Annotated in this window: 12 protein-coding genes; 6 read left to right on the top strand and 6 right to left on the bottom strand. The window is 70.7% G+C overall.

Annotated elements, in window-relative coordinates:
• Positions 1–306: 306 nt before the first annotated feature.
• The gene (locus QSK30_RS13405) at positions 307–1,761 is read right to left on the bottom strand and encodes a GMC family oxidoreductase (protein ID WP_285502726.1); all 1,455 of its coding nucleotides are present in this window, start codon (positions 1,759–1,761) and stop codon (positions 307–309) included.
• Positions 1,762–2,013: 252 nt separating this feature from the next.
• On the opposite strand from QSK30_RS13405, the gene QSK30_RS13400 reads away from it, so the two are divergent.
• On the top strand, positions 2,014–2,946 hold the full coding sequence (locus tag QSK30_RS13400; RefSeq protein WP_285502724.1) for a hypothetical protein: 933 nt from the start codon (positions 2,014–2,016) through the stop codon (positions 2,944–2,946).
• 7 nt (positions 2,947–2,953) lie between these two features.
• On the opposite strand, the gene QSK30_RS13395 is transcribed toward QSK30_RS13400, so the two are convergent.
• Positions 2,954–5,128 carry an XRE family transcriptional regulator gene (locus QSK30_RS13395; protein ID WP_285502722.1) on the bottom strand — a complete coding sequence of 725 codons (2,175 nt, stop codon included), beginning with the start codon at positions 5,126–5,128 and terminating at the stop codon, positions 2,954–2,956.
• 327 nt (positions 5,129–5,455) lie between these two features.
• Here QSK30_RS13395 and QSK30_RS13390 point away from each other — a divergent pair, with 327 nt between their 5' ends.
• Positions 5,456–6,403 carry a hypothetical protein gene (locus QSK30_RS13390; RefSeq protein ID WP_285502720.1) on the top strand — a complete coding sequence of 316 codons (948 nt, stop codon included), beginning with the start codon at positions 5,456–5,458 and terminating at the stop codon, positions 6,401–6,403.
• Positions 6,404–6,455: 52 nt separating this feature from the next.
• On the opposite strand, the gene QSK30_RS13385 is transcribed toward QSK30_RS13390, so the two are convergent.
• On the bottom strand, positions 6,456–8,900 hold the full coding sequence (locus tag QSK30_RS13385; protein ID WP_285502718.1) for a tetratricopeptide repeat protein: 2,445 nt from the start codon (positions 8,898–8,900) through the stop codon (positions 6,456–6,458).
• A 181-nt stretch (positions 8,901–9,081) separates the two neighbouring features.
• On the opposite strand from QSK30_RS13385, the gene QSK30_RS13380 reads away from it, so the two are divergent.
• Positions 9,082–9,633, top strand: a complete 552-nt coding sequence (locus QSK30_RS13380) for an SEFIR domain-containing protein (RefSeq protein ID WP_285502717.1) — start codon at positions 9,082–9,084, stop codon at positions 9,631–9,633.
• A 97-nt stretch (positions 9,634–9,730) separates the two neighbouring features.
• Complete coding sequence (locus tag QSK30_RS13375) at positions 9,731–10,303, top strand: MerR family transcriptional regulator (RefSeq protein ID WP_285502716.1); 573 nt, start codon at positions 9,731–9,733, stop codon at positions 10,301–10,303.
• Positions 10,304–10,801: 498 nt separating this feature from the next.
• On the opposite strand, the gene QSK30_RS13370 is transcribed toward QSK30_RS13375, so the two are convergent.
• Both QSK30_RS13370 and QSK30_RS13365 read right to left on the bottom strand, forming a co-directional pair.
• Positions 10,802–11,179: a YchJ family protein gene (locus QSK30_RS13370; protein ID WP_285502715.1), complete on the bottom strand. Its 378-nt coding sequence runs from the start codon at positions 11,177–11,179 to the stop codon at positions 10,802–10,804.
• Between the two features lie 41 nt (positions 11,180–11,220).
• Positions 11,221–11,976: a nucleotidyltransferase domain-containing protein gene (locus QSK30_RS13365; protein ID WP_285502713.1), complete on the bottom strand. Its 756-nt coding sequence runs from the start codon at positions 11,974–11,976 to the stop codon at positions 11,221–11,223.
• Between the two features lie 129 nt (positions 11,977–12,105).
• Between QSK30_RS13365 and QSK30_RS13360 the strand changes: the two genes are divergently transcribed.
• Together QSK30_RS13360 and QSK30_RS13355 are read left to right on the top strand one after the other, a co-directional pair.
• The gene (locus QSK30_RS13360) at positions 12,106–13,686 is read left to right on the top strand and encodes an alpha/beta fold hydrolase (protein ID WP_285502711.1); all 1,581 of its coding nucleotides are present in this window, start codon (positions 12,106–12,108) and stop codon (positions 13,684–13,686) included.
• Positions 13,656–13,913, top strand: a complete 258-nt coding sequence (locus QSK30_RS13355; RefSeq protein WP_502871834.1) for a CDGSH iron-sulfur domain-containing protein — start codon at positions 13,656–13,658, stop codon at positions 13,911–13,913. The genes QSK30_RS13360 and QSK30_RS13355 overlap by 31 nt, the downstream gene beginning before the upstream one ends.
• 811 nt (positions 13,914–14,724) lie before the next feature.
• On the opposite strand, the gene QSK30_RS13350 is transcribed toward QSK30_RS13355, so the two are convergent.
• Positions 14,725–15,711 carry an iron-containing redox enzyme family protein gene (locus QSK30_RS13350; protein WP_285502707.1) on the bottom strand — a complete coding sequence of 329 codons (987 nt, stop codon included), beginning with the start codon at positions 15,709–15,711 and terminating at the stop codon, positions 14,725–14,727.
• Positions 15,712–15,792 lie beyond the last annotated feature (81 nt).

Genomic DNA, 15,792 nt, shown 5'->3' with positions numbered 1-15,792 from the left:
ACCAACTTCGCAGCTTCCTCCCGATACTCCCGAGAGAAACTCCTCCTCGACCGCGCCAACATCGTCCCCTTCCAGAGAACCCAATTCTACCTTGGTTCACTGTCCGGAAACTTCGAAGCACCTCAGATCGAGCATTCGTAGCGGGTTTTGCTTTCCAGCGGGGTCGGCCTAACAGCTGCGGCCGGGTGGGGGCGGGGGACCCAGTCGAGTGCGGGTGGGGTGGGGTGGGGTGGGGTGGGGTGGACCTATCCGTTGCGGTACCAACTGGGGACAGGATCTTGTTGGGTGTCAGCGGGGTTGGCAGGGCTATTCTGAGCAGAGGATCTTTGCTGCTTGCTCGCCGATGAGGACCGCCGGTGCGTTCGTATTGCCTGTCGGCACCGTCGGAATGACTGAAGCGTCCGCGATGGTCAGGCCGTCGAACTGGTGTGCCTTCAGGCTCGGGTCCACCACCGACAGCTCATCCGTTCCCATCTTGCACGTGCCCACCTGGTGGTGATAGGTGATCGCCGTCTTCCGGACATATTCCTCGATATCAGTCTCCTGTGGCCCCGGATAGATCTCCCGTGCGCCCCATTCCTCCGCCAGCGCTGGTGCTGCGCCAAGTCGTCTGCACTGCTCCACCGATGCCAGCAAGCTTGCGAAGTCTGCCGGGTGTTGCAGTGCGGCCAGGTCGATCAGTGGTGCGTCGTTCACGTCTGGTCCCGACAGGCGCAAGGATCCCCTGCTCCGTGGTGTCACCATGCCCGCCATCAGTGAGAAGCCTGTGCTCGGGCCGGTCATCCACGGTTCGTACATCGGCACGCTGAAGTGGATGGGTTGGGTGTCGGGTACCGGCAAACCTGGCCTGCTGCGCCAGAACAAGTGCGTCTGGGTCACTGAGCGGCCTGCGCGTGGGGGTTCTACCTCGCGCTTGTCTGTTGCGAAGATGACCGGGGACAGCAGGTGGTCGTGCAGGTTCTTGCCGACGCCCGGCACATCGGCCACCACGTCGATTCCCAGTGCGCGCAGTTCTTCTGCCGGACCGATTCCGCTGCGCAGCAGGATGAGTGGGGAGGACAGGGCGCCCGCTGCCAGGACCACCTGGTCCGCGCGGAGTTCGTGCGGGGTGCCGTTGATCGTGGCCAGGACTCCGGTGGCGCGGTTGCCGTCGAGGAGCAACCGGTGGACCAGCGCTCCCGTGTGGACAGTCAGGTTCGGGTGGCCGAGGATCGGCTGTCCGTAAGCGATCCAGGTGTTGAGCCTGCGGCCGTCCCGGGCGGTGATCTGTTCGATCGAGATGCCGTCGAGGGTGTCGCCGTTGTAGTTCGGGTTGAACGGGATGCCGATCTGCTCTGCGGCGTCCAGCATGGACTGCTGGATCGGGTGCAGTGGCTCGTTCGGGACTACGTTCAGCAGGTCCTTCTCGATCCGCTCGTAGACCGGGCGGACGTCGGCCCAGGACCAACCGGGCAGGCCCCAACCGTCGTAGTCGGATGGGGCGCCGCGGACCCAGATCATCGCGTTGAGCGCGTGCGAGCCGCCGAGGACCTTGCCCCTGGGCAGGTGCAGCCTGCGGTTGGCCGCGTGTGGCTGGGGGACCGTGTGAAAGTCCCAGTCCTCGGGGCCGTGCCAGAGCTCTCCCGCGCGGGACGGGTCGTGGATGGCGGGGTTGGTGTCGGGACCGCCTGCTTCGAGCAGCGTCACCCGGGCGCCCGCGTCGACCAACCTGCGGGTCAGCACAGATCCCGCCGAGCCCGCACCGACCACGATGACGTCCATGTGTCCTGCCTTCCGTGTCCCTCGGCACAGCTTCGCAACGACACCGGCCGCTCAGCGCCCCTCGCGCGGCATTCCTTCGCTGGCCGACAACGACAGTGCAGGCGCGGACAAGGCCCTCCACGAAGCCGTCCACATGTGCTTCCGCGCGGCCGGGTACGACAAGACCGTGACAGGGCTCGGACACCTTCTGGCCATCGGCGGCCACCGCGCCCGCCTGAGCGGTTGAATGGAGCTGTGAGCAGGGAGGACAGCATGCGGCCGACCGATCTCGACGTCCTCGTCGGCGAGCTCAAGCGACTTCGCCGGGGACGTGGGGTGCACGCGCCGGGGGTCGCTGACGGGCTGGGGGCCGCGGTACTGGCGCTCGGCGGGATCGTCGAGGGCGACGACGACGTGGCGACGCGGCGCAAGCTCGTCGAGGCGCTGGGGCGGTTGGCCGACGGGCTGCCCGGCGACCTGCGGATCTGCTTCACCGCAGCCTTCGGGCTGGCGCCCCAGGCGCGGTTCCAGTTCTACCAGGAACGGCTCAAGTGGGCGGGCGCCCAGCTCGGCCGGGAGGTCCGGACCGTGCGCAGGCGGGTCGACGAGGCCATCGTGTGCGCCGCCCAGCTGGCCACCACCCGGCAGGCGGACCGGCCCCGGCCCGGGTGGCACACCGCCGAGCTGCGCGCCACCGTGACGCTGACCGGGGACGGCGAGGTCTACGAGTTCCGCCGGATCGTCGCCGACCGGGACGGGCTGCGCGAGCTGGACCTGGGCTGGTCGGTCACCCCGACGCCCGGCCTTGTGTCCGATGTGGACACCCTGGGCGTCGAGCTGATCCACGGCGGCACGCTGGCCAGGCGCAGCCGGGCGGCCCGGCACCGGATCGCCACCACGGTGCGGCTGCCGGAACCGCTGACCGCCGGGCAGCACCACGAGATCGCGCTGCGGGTCGTCCCGGGCGGCAGGCAGGCCCGGCCGCACTACGTGTGCACGCCGCACGGCCGGTGCGACCGGTTCGAGCTGCGCGTGGTGTTCCCGGACGCGCCGAGCCAGGTGCTGGTGATCGACGGTGTGCCAAACGGCGAGGTGGAGGACGACCTCGCCCCGCGCCGGGTGCTGCCGGTCGGGTCCTCGACCGAGGTCGGCGTGGCGTTCACCGACCTGGTCCCCTACCTGTCCTACGGCCTGCGCTGGCCGTAGGACCAGCTCACCCCAGTGCCGCCCGCGCGCGGGACTCGCCCCAGATGGCCGGGTGCAGGACGACACCGAGCCCGGCGGCGGCCCCCCAGTACGCGCGGGCCGCGGCCAGGTTGCCCGACCGGGCGGCGCAGTTGCCCTGGCCGGTGAGCGCGCGGGCCCACTCGCCGGTGTTGCTCGCCAGATCGGCCAGGTTCGCCGACTCGGCGTAGCGGCCCGCCGCCAGTTCGATCTCGCCCGCGTTGTAGTGCACCCAGGCCAGGCAGGTCACGGCCATGATCACGTCGTCGGCGAGCGCGTCGTCGAGTGCCCGTTCGGCAAGCTCGAACGCGTGCTGGGCGCTCTTGGCCGCTTCCTCGAAGCGGCCGAGCGCGGTGAGGGCGAGCGCGATGCCGCGGTGGGTGATCACGGCGTTGCGCTCGCGGCCGGTGTGCTCGTACTCGGCGAGCACCGTCGTGAGATCGCGCAGCGCCGCCGCGGGCTCACCGCCGTAGAGCCGGGCCCACGCCAGGCTGGACAGCGCGTCGGTGGCACCGCGCTGGTCCCCGGCCGCGGTGAAGGCGGCGTGGGCGGCGTCGTGGCAGTGCAGCGCGGCGTTGACCGCGCCCGCGTTGACGTGCGCCATGCCCAGGTTGTTCAACAGCATCCCGGTGGCCGAGTGGTCGCCCAGCGCACGCGCCGCCGCCAGCCCGCGCTCGTGCGTGGCCACCCAGGGGTCGTAGAGCTTGTCGCGGAAGAAGAAGCCCCTCAGCAGGTACGCGAGTTGCCAGCAACCGCGGTGCACGCCGTGGTCGCCCGCCAGGTCGACGACCCGCACTAACGTCGGCCACAGCGCGCGCAGCCAAGCCACCGCGGCGGCCTTGGTCGGCGGGGCGTGCTCGTCGGTGCCCTCGACCGGGCGGAAGCGGCCGGGCTCGACCAGCCGGTCCGCGGCGGCCACCTGGGCGACCGCGTGCTCGACCAGCCGCTCGACGGCGGCGTCCCGCACGGCGGCGGGCACCTCGGGTAACGCGTGCCGCACGGCGAAGAGCCGGACCAGGTCGTGCATGCCGTGGCCGTGCTCGCCCAGGGTGAGCAGGTTGGCCTCGTGCAGCCGGGCCAGCAGCCGGTCGGACTCGCCGGGGGGCTGGGCGGCCATCGCCTCCACGGACTCGGCGGTCAGCACCGGGCCGGGGTGGCGGGCGAGCAGGCCGAAGAGCCGCCGCTGGTCGGCGGGCAGACCCGCGTAGGACACCGCGAACGCCGCGGCGACCGCCCGCTCGCCGTCGTCGAGCGCGGCCAGCCGGGTGCGCTCGTCGACGAGCCGGTCGCGGAAGCGGGCCGCGCTCCAGCCGCCGTCGGCGAACCGCGCGGCGGCGATCCGCACCGCCAGCGGCAGCAGGCCGCACAGCCGCACGATCTCCCCCGCGCTGTCCTGGTCCGGCCCGCGGTCGCCCGCGACGGCGCGGAAGAGGGCGACGGCGTCGTCGGGCTCGAGCATCCCGGTGGACAGCTGCCAGGCGTCGTCCAGCCCGGACAGCCTGGCCCGGCTGGTGATCAGCACCCGGCAGGTGTCCTCGGCGGGCACCAGCGGGCGCACCTGCGCGGCGTCGGCCACGTTGTCGAACACCAGCAGCACCCGGTGCCCGCGGGTGCGGGCGCGCAGCAGGTTCGTCCGGCCGTCCTCGGTCGGCGGGATCCGCTCGGCGGGTACGCCGAGCAGCGTGAGCGCCGAGTGCGCCACCGCGCCGGGGGTGAGCGGGGTGGCGCCGGGCGTGTGGCCGCGCAGGTCGAAGAACAGCGCCCCGTCTGGGAAGTCGTACTCGGCGAGCGCGGCGGCGGTGAGCACCAGGGCCGTCTTGCCCGCTCCGGCGAGACCGTGCACGACGCCCACGCGCAGGTCACCGGTGCTGAGCAGCAGCGAGGACAGCGTGCCCAACTCCCGGTCACGCCCCACGAAGTGCCGCGGCGGCGCCGGCAGGCCGTGCGGGCCCGCCGACGGCTGGTCGTCCACCAGGGCGACCAGCTCGCCGCCTGCGGCCAACGCGTCATCACACAGCTGGGCCATCTCGCGCGGTGGCACCACCTTCCCGTTCTCGATCTTGCTGAGATAGCCCTTGCTGTAGTTCACCCGCACCCTGAAACTGTCCAATGACAGCTGCGCCGCCAGCCTGCGCCGCCGCAGTTCCGCTCCGAAATCGGTCATGGCTCCCGGTTTTTCCTCGTCGCTGCCGAGCACCGCCTGCCCGCGGTCGGCCGCGGGCAGGCGAGTGCGCTCATCCGAGCAGACCGGCCAGCAGCAGCACAATGGTGATGTAGTGGGTGTGCACGGTTTTCTCCTCTCCACGTGGTGGGCCGGGTAACCCCGGCCCGTCCATCGTGGAACAGCCATTCCGGTGGCGACAGGAGTCTGGCGTTGCCCAAGGTTTCCAAAACGGGGAAACCATTGTTTCACCTTCTTTCCGCAGCACTGCGGAATCTCACTCGGACAGGCGAGGTCTGTACACTCCGGCGTGGAGTCGAGGGGGTGGGCGTGCGGATCGACGAACTGGCGGCGGACCTCAAGGCGCTGCGCAGGGGCCTGGGCGTGCAGGAGATGGCGGTGCCCAGCGTGGCGGGCGCGGCGGTGCGCGAGCTGTGCGGCGTGCACGCCGGGGACCCGGCGGGCACCGTCCGGCAGAAGATCATCGACCGGCTGCGCGACCTGGTGGACCGGCTGCCCGCGAGCAAGCAGCCGCTGGCCCGGGCGGTGTTCGGCTTGGACAACCCCGACGACGCCCCGTACACGACCCGGCTCGCCCAGCTCGGCCGCGTGGTCGAACGGGACACCCGCACCATGCAGCGCTACGCCGACGCCGTCATCCACCGGATCGCCGAGCTGGCCTGCGCGGTCGACGAGCCCGCGCCGCTACCCGGCCAGTTCCCCTGGCACACCAGGGAACTGCAGGTCCGGGTGCTGCTGCGCGGCCCGCAGGTCGAGGTGTTCGAGACCCGCCGGGTGGTCAGCCACCAGGCCGAGCTCACCGAGGTCGAGCACGCGGTGTCGCTGGCCGCCCCGGCACCGGCGGGCGGCCCGGTCGACCTGAGCGTGCTGGGCATCGACGAGATCGCGGGCGGCGAGGTGCACGCGCCCCGGATGGTCTCCGCGCAGCGGGTGGCGTTCACCCTGCGCCCGCCGGTACCCCTGGCCATCGGTGAAGAGCACGCGTTCTTCTTCCGCGTCCGGGTGCCCACGATGGCGCCGTTCTACTGCTGCACCCCCGAGTTCGCCTGCGAGCGCTTCACCCTCACGGTCAACTTCCCGCGCGACCGGGTGCCGAGCCGGATCTGGCGCATCGACGGCGAACTCTCCATGCAGGCCCACGACCCGACCCCCACCCGGGAGACCTTGCACGCCGACAACTCGGGCGGGGTGCGAGCGGTGTTCACCGACCTGCACCCGGCCCGGTCCTACGGCATCGGCTGGACCCCGCTGGACTGAGCCCGCCGCCGCGACGTCGACGGCGAGGAGGTGGCCCCGGGCGGTAGGTCGCCTACCCGTGCTCGCCCACCGCTACCAGGGGCCCAGCCGGCTCGGTCGACGGCGGATCCGGTGGCGGGTTGGGCAATCGCCAGGGGGTTTGTTCGGCCAGTACCGCGCGGGCCTCGTGGATCAGCGGTTCGGCGCGTTCGGGTTGGTCGAGCCGGATCAGGCAGACACCGAGGTGGAAGCGGGTCAGCTGGCTGTCCGGGTGGCCGCGGCCGAGCACGGCGCACTGGCGGGGCAGCAGTTCGTCGAACACGCCCGCGGCGGCTGTCCAGTCCGCCAGGTCCGTGGTGGCCAGTCCGATCGTCTGCCCGGCCCGCAGCGCCAGCGGGTGCTCCGCGCCCACGGCCGCGCTGATCCGGCGCCGCGCCTCGGCCAAGACCACCAGCGCGTCGGCGGGTCGGGACGCCTGGCGGAGGGCTTGGCCGGACAGCACGCGCAGCTCCAGGGTCAGCGGGTCGTCCGGGCCGTACCAGCGGCTGGAGTCGGCGGTGGCCCGCCGGAGGAGACTCGCCGCCTGGTCCCGGTCGGCCGACCGGGCCAGCAGGGCTTCCGCGCGCACCGCGACGGCTTCCCGCGCCAACCGGTGGCGCCGGAGCCCGGCGGCGGCGAACACCCTGGCGACGCTCGCCGCGTCCTTTGTGGACTCCACAACCGCACCGGTGAGCAGCCGGAGTCGGGCGAGCTCGAGAGTCGCGACCGGCCACAACCCCGTGCAGGCGGGGATCGGGGCGACCTTGCGCACCTCGGGCAGCACCCCTTCGAGCGCCGCGATCGCGGCGCGGTAGTCGCCGCGCAGGCGGAGCGAGCGCACCCGGGCGAGGCCGACCCGCAGGCGCTCGTCGGGGTCGAGCCACACCGGGAGCGGGCTGTCGGCCGCGGCGTGGTCGTGGAACACCGCGTCCGCGGCGGCGTAGTCGGCGCGCTCGTCATACGCCACGGCGGCCAGGAACCGGGCCCGGAACTCGGTGCGCGGCTCTCGCTCCCCGCAGGCGCGGGTGATCACCTCGAAGGCATGGGCGAGGGCAGTGTCGTTGTCCCCCAACGCTATCGCGACCCGGGAAGCCGTCAGGAGATCCTCGACCGAGGTGGCACCGCGCGGTGCGCTCGACCAGATGTCGTGGGCTGCCGCGAGGTCGCCGCCGCGCTCATGTCGAAGCGCGACCTCGCGGAGCAGGGACATCCCCAGCGTTTCGGCCACCTGGGTGGCAACCCGGAGTGCGTGGTGGTGCAGGTCCAGTGGGTCGGTGAGCACGGCCGAGATGATCGACGCCGCGCGATCCGCGAGGGTCGCGAGCAGCTCCGCGTCGACCGTGCGGCGAACAGCGGTGGCCACCGGCTCGGGGAGTTTCCAGGCTTGCCTGCCGCCGGGAGACCGGTCGACGCGGTGCAGCAGGTCGAGTTCGTCGAGCTCCGCCAGCGCCTTGGCCACGAGCACCGGCGCCGCGCCGCCCAGCACCTGCGACACCCCCGCCACCAGCAGCTCACCGGCGATCGGCGCCCTGGCCAGCACGGCGGCGAAGGCCAGCACCACCCGCGCGGGAGCACTGACGGCAGCCACCCGGTCGGCAACCGCGGATTCGCCGAGCGGGACGGCGCAATCGACAACGGGAATGTCCCATCCCGGAGATGGGGACCGGGTTGTCAGCACTGCGCGCACAGCGGGCGAACGCGGCACCAGCTGCTCCAAGACTTCGGGATCCAGACCTTCCGGTACGTCGTCGATCACCCAGAGAGTGTCCTGACCGGACTCGATGAACTTATCAGCCAGAGTGCCGATCGCCTGTTCGGTTGCCATATCGGCGAAATCCAGTCCGAACCGCTCGCGAGCGATCCGGCTCACCGCGGCGGCGAAATATCCGGCGGGGGGCATGCCCGCCAATCCGATCCACTCGACGCCACCGGGATAGGCGTCACCGAAAAGGGACACGTACTGCTCGGCCAACCCTGAACCCGCTCGCAGCACAACGGCCCGGCCACTATTTAGTCCATTGTGGATTGACCAGCACTCGCGATAGCGGCCAGAGAACCTTCGCCGGTTGAACAGCCCGTCGATCGGGCCACCGAAGGGAATCCCCTTGGTGGCGGCGACTTTCGTGGCGACCACGTCAACCAGGTCGGCCTGCGGGCCGTGGATGGTGAACCCGGCGGGCACGAGGTGGTCGTCCTCGGCTTCGGGGTTGACGACCAGCACCCGCTCACGTGGATCGCCGTGTGCGCGGGCGGCCAGGATCGCGCGGGTGAGCGCCCACTGGTTGGCGTGCCGGACCGGGAAATCCCTTGAGTAGAAGGCAAGCAGCACCACCGAGTCGGCGAGCGCCCGGCGCGACCGGTCGGACGACCCGTCCCCCCGGTCCCGGAACACCGTGATCCCGCGCGCGACCAGCGCCCGCTCGACGAGCTCGACGGCGGGTTCGCCCGCTGGTGCGTGGCTCAGGAAGACCTGGGTCATCGTGCTCCTGTCGGATCGCGTGCCTACGCCATCACGATGCCGGACCCGCCCGGTCGCGCGATTCGGTGCGAACCAGACAGAAGCACGACAAAGCCGTGGCAGTGCGGCGGAGTGCGCCCGCCCGGGTGGGCCGCCGGGGTTCAATCGCCGCGTTGGCCACACCGAGGACGAGGACACACCGATGACCCAGGATCTACCGCAGGTCGCGGAACCGGGAGACCAGGCGCCGCGGGTCTTCATCACCTATTCGCACGACGACGAACCGCACCGGAGCCTGGTCCGCGAGTTCGCCGAGTTCCTGATGCGCTCGGCCGGGATCGAGGTGACGCTCGACCAGTGGTCCGACGACCAGCGCCGGGACTGGGCGCGGTGGGCGATGGACAACATCGCCAAGGTCGACTACATCCTGGTGATCGCCTCCCCGGCCTACAAACGGCGCGCCGAGGGCGCCGCGCCGCCGGAGGAGGGCCGCGGCGCGCAGTTCGAGACCTCCCTGCTGCTGGACAACCTGACCCGCGACCTGCCCGCACAGACCCGGCGGATCATCCCGGTGGTGCTGCCGGGCCGGTCGGTCGAGGAGATCCCGTCGTTCATGCGGCCCTACTCGAGCACGCACTACCTGGTCTCGGAGATCAGCGTCGACGGCGTGCGGGAGCTGCTCGGGGCGATCCACGGGGCGCCGCGGTGGCCACCGCCCGAGCGCGGTCCGTACCTCGGGAACCCGTGGGCCTAGGACCGCGCCCGGCGCGCGGGCTCGGGGTCGGCGGAAAAGGCTTGAACCCGACCCCGCGTCAGGATCTACCGTCGGTTGTGGACGACGGGAGGCACGGATGACCGAGTGGCGAGTGGGCGAGCTGGCCCGCCGGACCGGCGTGACGGTGCGCGCTCTGCACTACTACGACCGGTTGGGCCTGCTCGTGCCGTCCGCGCGGACGGCGGGCGGGCACCGCGGCTACACCGGGGCGGACGTGCGCAGGCTGCACCACATCCTGGCGCTGCGCGAGTTCGGGCTGAGCCTGGCCGAGATCGGCGCCGCCCTGGACCAGCCCACCGACCCGGTGGAACTGGTCCGCAGGCAGCTGGCGGTCGCCGAGGAACGCATCCGCGCGGCGCGCGCCCTGCACCTGCGGCTGCTGCGCCTGCACACCGCGCTGGCCGACCGGGCCACGCCGTCCGCGGAGGAGTTCGTCGAGCTGATCGAGGAGATGACGACCATGACGCAACGACTGACACCGGACCAGGTGACCCGGCTCGCCGCCGCGCGGGCGGAGGCGATGGCGACGCTGACGCCGCAGCAGCTGGCGGAGCTGTCGCGCAAACGGGCGGAGGCGCTCGCGGCGATGACCCCGGAGGAGGTGGCCGACCTGCAGCGGGTCCGGCGGGAGCAGATGCCGGTGGAGTGAGCGTGGCGGTGGGCCCGGGAGCGATCGCTCCCGGGCCCACCACTAACTGACGTGATGCGGGACGACGTCGAGCAATCGGCCGGGGCTCGGGAAAGACTGGGACCTGGTGCCCGGTCGGTGGCTCGGCGCTGGCCCGGGCGCCGTTCGTGCTGCCGGTGCTGGGCCTGCTGCTCGCGCAGGACCCGGCTGCTCGGCCAGGCCGGTCAGCGGGCCGAGTACTTCGCCGACCACCTCGCCGCCGACCTCGCGGGTGTCGGCGACCGAGACCTTCCGCCGGCGGCGAGTCCGAATCCGACCGCAGGCGCACCGAGCTGCCGGTGGTTCTGTGCGGGCTGCCGGAGGGCCAGGTGACCTGGTTCCGCGCTTGGGTGACTACCAGTGCGAGGGCGCCGCCAAGGACCCGACGTGCGCGGTGGGTCCGGAGACACGCATACCTGCCGCTGTCGTCACGATCTTGGTTCGGTCTCGGGTGTGCCGCGGGCAGCAGGAGCGCGGTGGTCAGGCTGGTACTTCGCCGACGTAGTGCCAGTGGCCGTTGTGCTTGGTGAAGTGGCTGTGCTCGTGTTGGAAACCTGCGTGCCCGTGGGCGCGGTAGTGGGCGCGGAACTCCACTGTGCCCTCGGTGTGCAGGAGGGTGCCGCCGGTGGTCCGCACGATCTCCAGCTGAACCCACTGCTGGTCGCGGTCGAGCTGGAGGGTGCGCGGACGCGTGTCCGGGTGCCAGGACCGCAGCAGGTAGTCGCGGTCGCCGAGGGCGAACGCGCTGTACCGCGACCGCATCAGCGCCTCGGCGGTGGCGGCGGGCGAGCCGGTGTGGGCCCGGCCGCAGCACTCGGGGTAGGGCAGGCCCGTTCCGCACGGGCAGTTGGTTGGCACCCGGCCATTGTGCGCCGCGAGGTCGCGGCCGATCCGACCGGTCACACCCGGGCCATGGCCGTGGCGCACAGGGCGTGGACCGCGTCCGCCGCCGCGACCGGGGACGGGGCGGTGGCGAGGATGTTGTCGATCTCGTCGAGACCCGCGCGGGACAGCAGGCCCTTCTCGTTCGTCACCCACTCGCCGCGTGCGGCCAGGACGGCGTGCGCGGTCTGGGTGGTCGCCTGGGTCAGCAAGGCGTGGCACTGGGCCGCGCGGCCGTGCGGGGCGTGGGAGTCCCGGGCGTAACCCAGCACCAGCTGTGCCGTCTCCCACCACTGGCGCGACGCCGACGCGCGCAGGGTGGGCGGGTACCCCGGGCGGGGTAGGGACCCGCGCAGCACCCGGTTGATCGCCAGTTCGGCCACCACCAGGTACGACGGGATCCCGGCGAGGTGGAACAGCAGCGGCTCCACCCGGTACCGGCCCAGCGCCGACTCGGCCAGCTCGTGCTCCACCACGGCGAGGTCGCGGTAGTGCACGTCGACGCGGTGCCCCTCGACCCGCAGCCAGGCGCCGCCGTTGAACACGCCGCCGCCCCAGGCGCCCAGGTCGGAGACCTCGCCGGGCCAGCCGGTCGCGCGCAGCGACGCCGGGTCGAAGCCGGTCCGGTAGTAGACGGCGAAGTCCCAGTCGCTGTCCGGTCGGTGGGTGCCCAGCGCCCGCGACCCGCCCAGCGCCACCGCCTCGACGCCGGGCAGCGCGTGCAGCACCTCGGCGACGCGGTCGGCGAAGTCCGGTCCACCTGGGCGATCCATGATCCTCCGGCCCCGAGTCAGCTGTCCGCACAATGCCCCTACAGGATGATGAACTTATAACCCAGAGCATGAGTGCCGCCGACGCCGATCAACGTTCTAGTGGAGATACCCACGACAGAGGGGATCTCCATGAGACCAATGACAGCCGCGGTCACCATCGGTGCCGTGGCCGCGATCGTCGCCGGGGCGGTACCCGCGGCGGCGACGGCACCGGACGGGGTGCCGAGGATCGACTGGCGGCAGTGTCCCGACGACACCGCCCTGCAGTGCGCCGGGGTCCAGGTGCCCCTCGACTACACCCGCCCGCGGGGCCGCAAGATCACCGTGCGGCTGGTCAAGCGACCGGCGGACGACCAGCGGCACAAGACCGGCACGCTGTTCATCAACAACGGCGGCCCCGGCGGCTCGGCCGCCGACTTCGTGCCCACCGCGGCCGAGGTGCTGGGCGCGGGCACGCGAACGCGGTTCGACGTCGTCGGCATCGACCCCCGGGGCATCGGCGGCACGCGCAACTGCGTCACCGAGGGCTGCGGCAGCACGCCGGTCACCTGCACCCCGCGCCCGGGCGACCCGCCGGGCCCGGCGGCGCCGGAGATCTTGTTCCCGGTGTCCCGCGACGAGATCCGAGCGTGGCTGACCTATGGCGACTACGTGCGCGGTCTGTGCGCCCGCACGGGCAACGAGATCATCAACCACATGTCCACCGCCGACACCGCACGGGACATGGACCTCATGCGCCGCGCGGTAGGCGACCGCAAGCTCACCTACTACGGCATCTCCTACGGTTCGATGCTCGGCGCGACCTACGCCGCGATGTACCCGGACAAGATCCGCGCCCTCATCGTCGACGGCGTCATCGACCCGGTCCAATGGACCACCGGACGCGGCAACGACAGCCGGTACCTCCTGAGCGCCCGCATCAACAGCGGTGCAGGCGCTTGGGAGACACTGCAGTCTGCTCTCACCGAATGCGACCGAGCAGGCACGGCACGTTGCGCATTCGCCGGCTCGCCGGGCAAGACCGCACAACAGAAGTACGACGCCGTGATCGAACGGCTCAAGCGCGAACCACTGGAGACACCCGAGGGCCCGATCACCTACCAGTACGCGGTAGGCGTCACGCACTCAGCGCTGACGATCTTCGAGGTGTACCCGCAACTGATGCAGGTCCTTGAGTCCACCTACCAGGCACTGTTCAACACCACCGCCAAGCGGGCCACGAGCGTCGGCTGGCACGACCTCAAGGTCAAGCCCGGCGCCCCCACCCTCGGCGCCGAACCGATGACCCCGTCCTTCCACGGCGTCGCCTGCGCGGACAGCGTGAACCCGACCGACCGAGGCGCAGGCGTCCGCTCGGCGGCCTACGCGGACCGCACCGGTCCCGGGTTCGGATCACTGTGGAGCTGGCTGACCTCCACCTGCCAGAACTGGCCCGGCTCAGCACGAGACGCATTCCGGGGACCGTGGAACGTGCGAACCTCGGCACCGCTGCTCATCGCCAACCCGGTCCACGACCCGTCCACCCCGATCAGCGGCGCCTACGCACTGCACGACCTGATGCCCAACTCCCGCCTGCTGGAAGTGGACGTCTGGTCACACGGCGCGATCGGGGTCACCTGCGCACAACGGGTGTACGAGAAGTACCTGGTCGACCTGAAACTCCCAGCCCGTGGCCAACGATGCGCGGCAGACGGTCCACTGTTCCCCTGAGTTTCGATGAGTTTCAACGACTCCAGGCGTGGTACCCGGGAACCATGACGAACATCCGCGTGACTGACGACGGACCGGTCCTGGTAGAGGGCCCGGTGGAAGTCACCGGCGCCGATGGCACGACCGTGCGATCAGAACGATTCGTGACAGCGATCTGTGCTTGCAGGCGAAGCAAGATCTATCCGCTGTGCGACGGCGGACACAGACAACGAAAGCGCGAAGCCTGACAGCAAGCGAGAACCTGGAATAGGACGTGTCGCCCAAGGTAGTGGGCGGCACGTCCTTTCCATGCCCCCTCACCCACCCGGCCAACCATCCAACCGCACCGGCAAGGCCGCCTCCTCCCACCACCAAACCGCAGCGGTGAGGCCAACCACGCTGTCACGCCACAAGATCCCAACCCCACCAGCACGCAGAAGAGCCCAGTCCCCCAGCAAACCGCAGCGGCGAGGCCGACCCCGCTGGCACGCAAGTTCCGTTCCCCAGCAAACCGCAGCGGTGAGGCCGACCTCGCTGGTACGCAAGTCCCGTTACGGATGCTCGATCTGGTGGACTTGCTTCGTGTGGGGGGAGAGTGCCGCTAAACTTGCCGTGGGTGGGGATGCCCTTACCCTGCCCTTTTCTCTCCACCGCGGTGCTCTAGGGGCCCCACACGAAGCGAGTTCACTAGATCGAGCCCCCCGTCTTTTCCTCGGGCAACCCAAGCGATGACCCGCCGAAGACGGTCGACCGTAGGTCGGCGTGCGGCACACCCCACGAGCTGCCCGAGTAAGAGCGGGGCTCGATTGGCTGGACTGCCTTCGCGCGGGGCCCCTAGAGCACCGCGGTGGGGAAAAGCGTGGGGTGAAGGGCATCCCCACACACGGCAAGTTTAGCGGTGCTCTCCCCCCACACGAAGGCAGTCCACCCAATCGAGCACAAACGTAACGGGTCTTGCGTTCCAGCGGGCTCGGCATTTAGAGATTTCGAGACTAAAGATTTAGAGATGAAAGATGAGAGATGAGGGGTTGAAGGGCTTGCTTGGCGCCTGCTCGCGGGTTAGGTCAGGGGCTCTCGGAGGGAGGATTGGCCGTTGCGCCAGTTGGTCAGGAGGTGGGTTGTCAGGCGGGCTTCCAGCATCTCCGTGGCCTGTACTCCGAATACGACATCGCCGACCAGTTCCGGCTCATCTTCCAGTAGTCCACCGACCACGTCTATCCGCATGACCTGTTCGTGCACCGAGTCCGCTTCGATGTGCTCCGCGTAGAAGTGCTGGCACGCTGCTCCCGCTCCCATTCGCTTCAGTGCGGTGACCATTCGTCGGGCGCTCGGTGCCGTGGTGATCTCGGCTGCGGTCAGGTTGCCGACCAGTGCGCCTCGTAGTGAGCGGTGTAGGCCGAACAGTGACATCAGGTTCACCAAGGCTATTGCCGGTGCCGGGACGATGTCCAGGTAGTGCAGGTAGTCACTGCGCAGACCTGCCTCGTCCAGGAGGTTGGCGTAGAGCTTGGCGTGCATTCGTTCCGGGTGTCCACCGCCGAACTCGTCGAACTCGACCGCCACCAGTGCGGCTTTGGACCTGCCGCGCAGTCTGGGGATGACCCAGGCGTGGGGGTCGGCTTCCTTGAGGTGGTAGATGGAGCGGTGCACGAAGTATTCGCACATCTGGTCCCAGTGGCCGTGGTCGCGTAGGTAATGTGACACACCGTCACCGGGTACGTACTCGATCAGTAGCTCGTCCAGGACGGCGCCGATGTCGGTGCCGTGTCCTGTCTCGGTGCGGACCGCGTCGAGGAAACGCTGTTCCATGGCGGCGCGGAGGCCGAGGAGTCCCAGGTCCCACTCCAGGTCGTCGGCGCCGGGGAAGCCCTGGTAGTGCAGCTCGTAGAGCAGGTGGAGCGCGAGCGTCAGGTCTTCGCCGTGTGGGTCCGCGCGGGCGGCCTCGGTGACGGGTAAGGCTCCCGTCGACCCGCTGAGCGCGTTGCACACGGCCGCTGAGAGTTCGCCGCGGGCGGCGGGGAGGCGGACTGGCGTGGCCAGGGTCATCGGGGGTCCTTTCCGAGGCAGCCTCGGCCGGATACCCGGGCTGGGGCCTTCTCACACCCGGTTCGGGGCGGTGTGGGTCAC

The sequence above is a fragment of the Actinokineospora sp. NBRC 105648 genome, from assembly GCF_030269645.1.
Classification (GTDB): domain Bacteria; phylum Actinomycetota; class Actinomycetes; order Mycobacteriales; family Pseudonocardiaceae; genus Actinokineospora.
This window is presented reverse-complemented; position numbering and strand designations above follow the sequence as displayed.

Excerpts from the sequence above, each read along its gene's own strand:
- QSK30_RS13365 (WP_285502713.1), bottom strand. The coding sequence starts at position 11,976 with ATGGATCGCCCAGGTGGACCGGACTTCGCCGACCGCGTCGCCGAGGTG.
- QSK30_RS13400 (WP_285502724.1), top strand. The coding sequence starts at position 2,014 with ATGCGGCCGACCGATCTCGACGTCCTCGTCGGCGAGCTCAAGCGACTT.
- QSK30_RS13355 (WP_502871834.1), top strand. The coding sequence starts at position 13,656 with ATGCGCGGCAGACGGTCCACTGTTCCCCTGAGTTTCGATGAGTTTCAA.
- QSK30_RS13380 (WP_285502717.1), top strand. The coding sequence starts at position 9,082 with ATGACCCAGGATCTACCGCAGGTCGCGGAACCGGGAGACCAGGCGCCG.
- QSK30_RS13350 (WP_285502707.1), bottom strand. The coding sequence starts at position 15,711 with ATGACCCTGGCCACGCCAGTCCGCCTCCCCGCCGCCCGCGGCGAACTC.
- QSK30_RS13375 (WP_285502716.1), top strand. The coding sequence starts at position 9,731 with ATGACCGAGTGGCGAGTGGGCGAGCTGGCCCGCCGGACCGGCGTGACG.
- QSK30_RS13360 (WP_285502711.1), top strand. The coding sequence starts at position 12,106 with ATGAGACCAATGACAGCCGCGGTCACCATCGGTGCCGTGGCCGCGATC.
- QSK30_RS13405 (WP_285502726.1), bottom strand. The coding sequence starts at position 1,761 with ATGGACGTCATCGTGGTCGGTGCGGGCTCGGCGGGATCTGTGCTGACC.
- QSK30_RS13395 (WP_285502722.1), bottom strand. The coding sequence starts at position 5,128 with ATGACCGATTTCGGAGCGGAACTGCGGCGGCGCAGGCTGGCGGCGCAG.
- QSK30_RS13385 (WP_285502718.1), bottom strand. The coding sequence starts at position 8,900 with ATGACCCAGGTCTTCCTGAGCCACGCACCAGCGGGCGAACCCGCCGTC.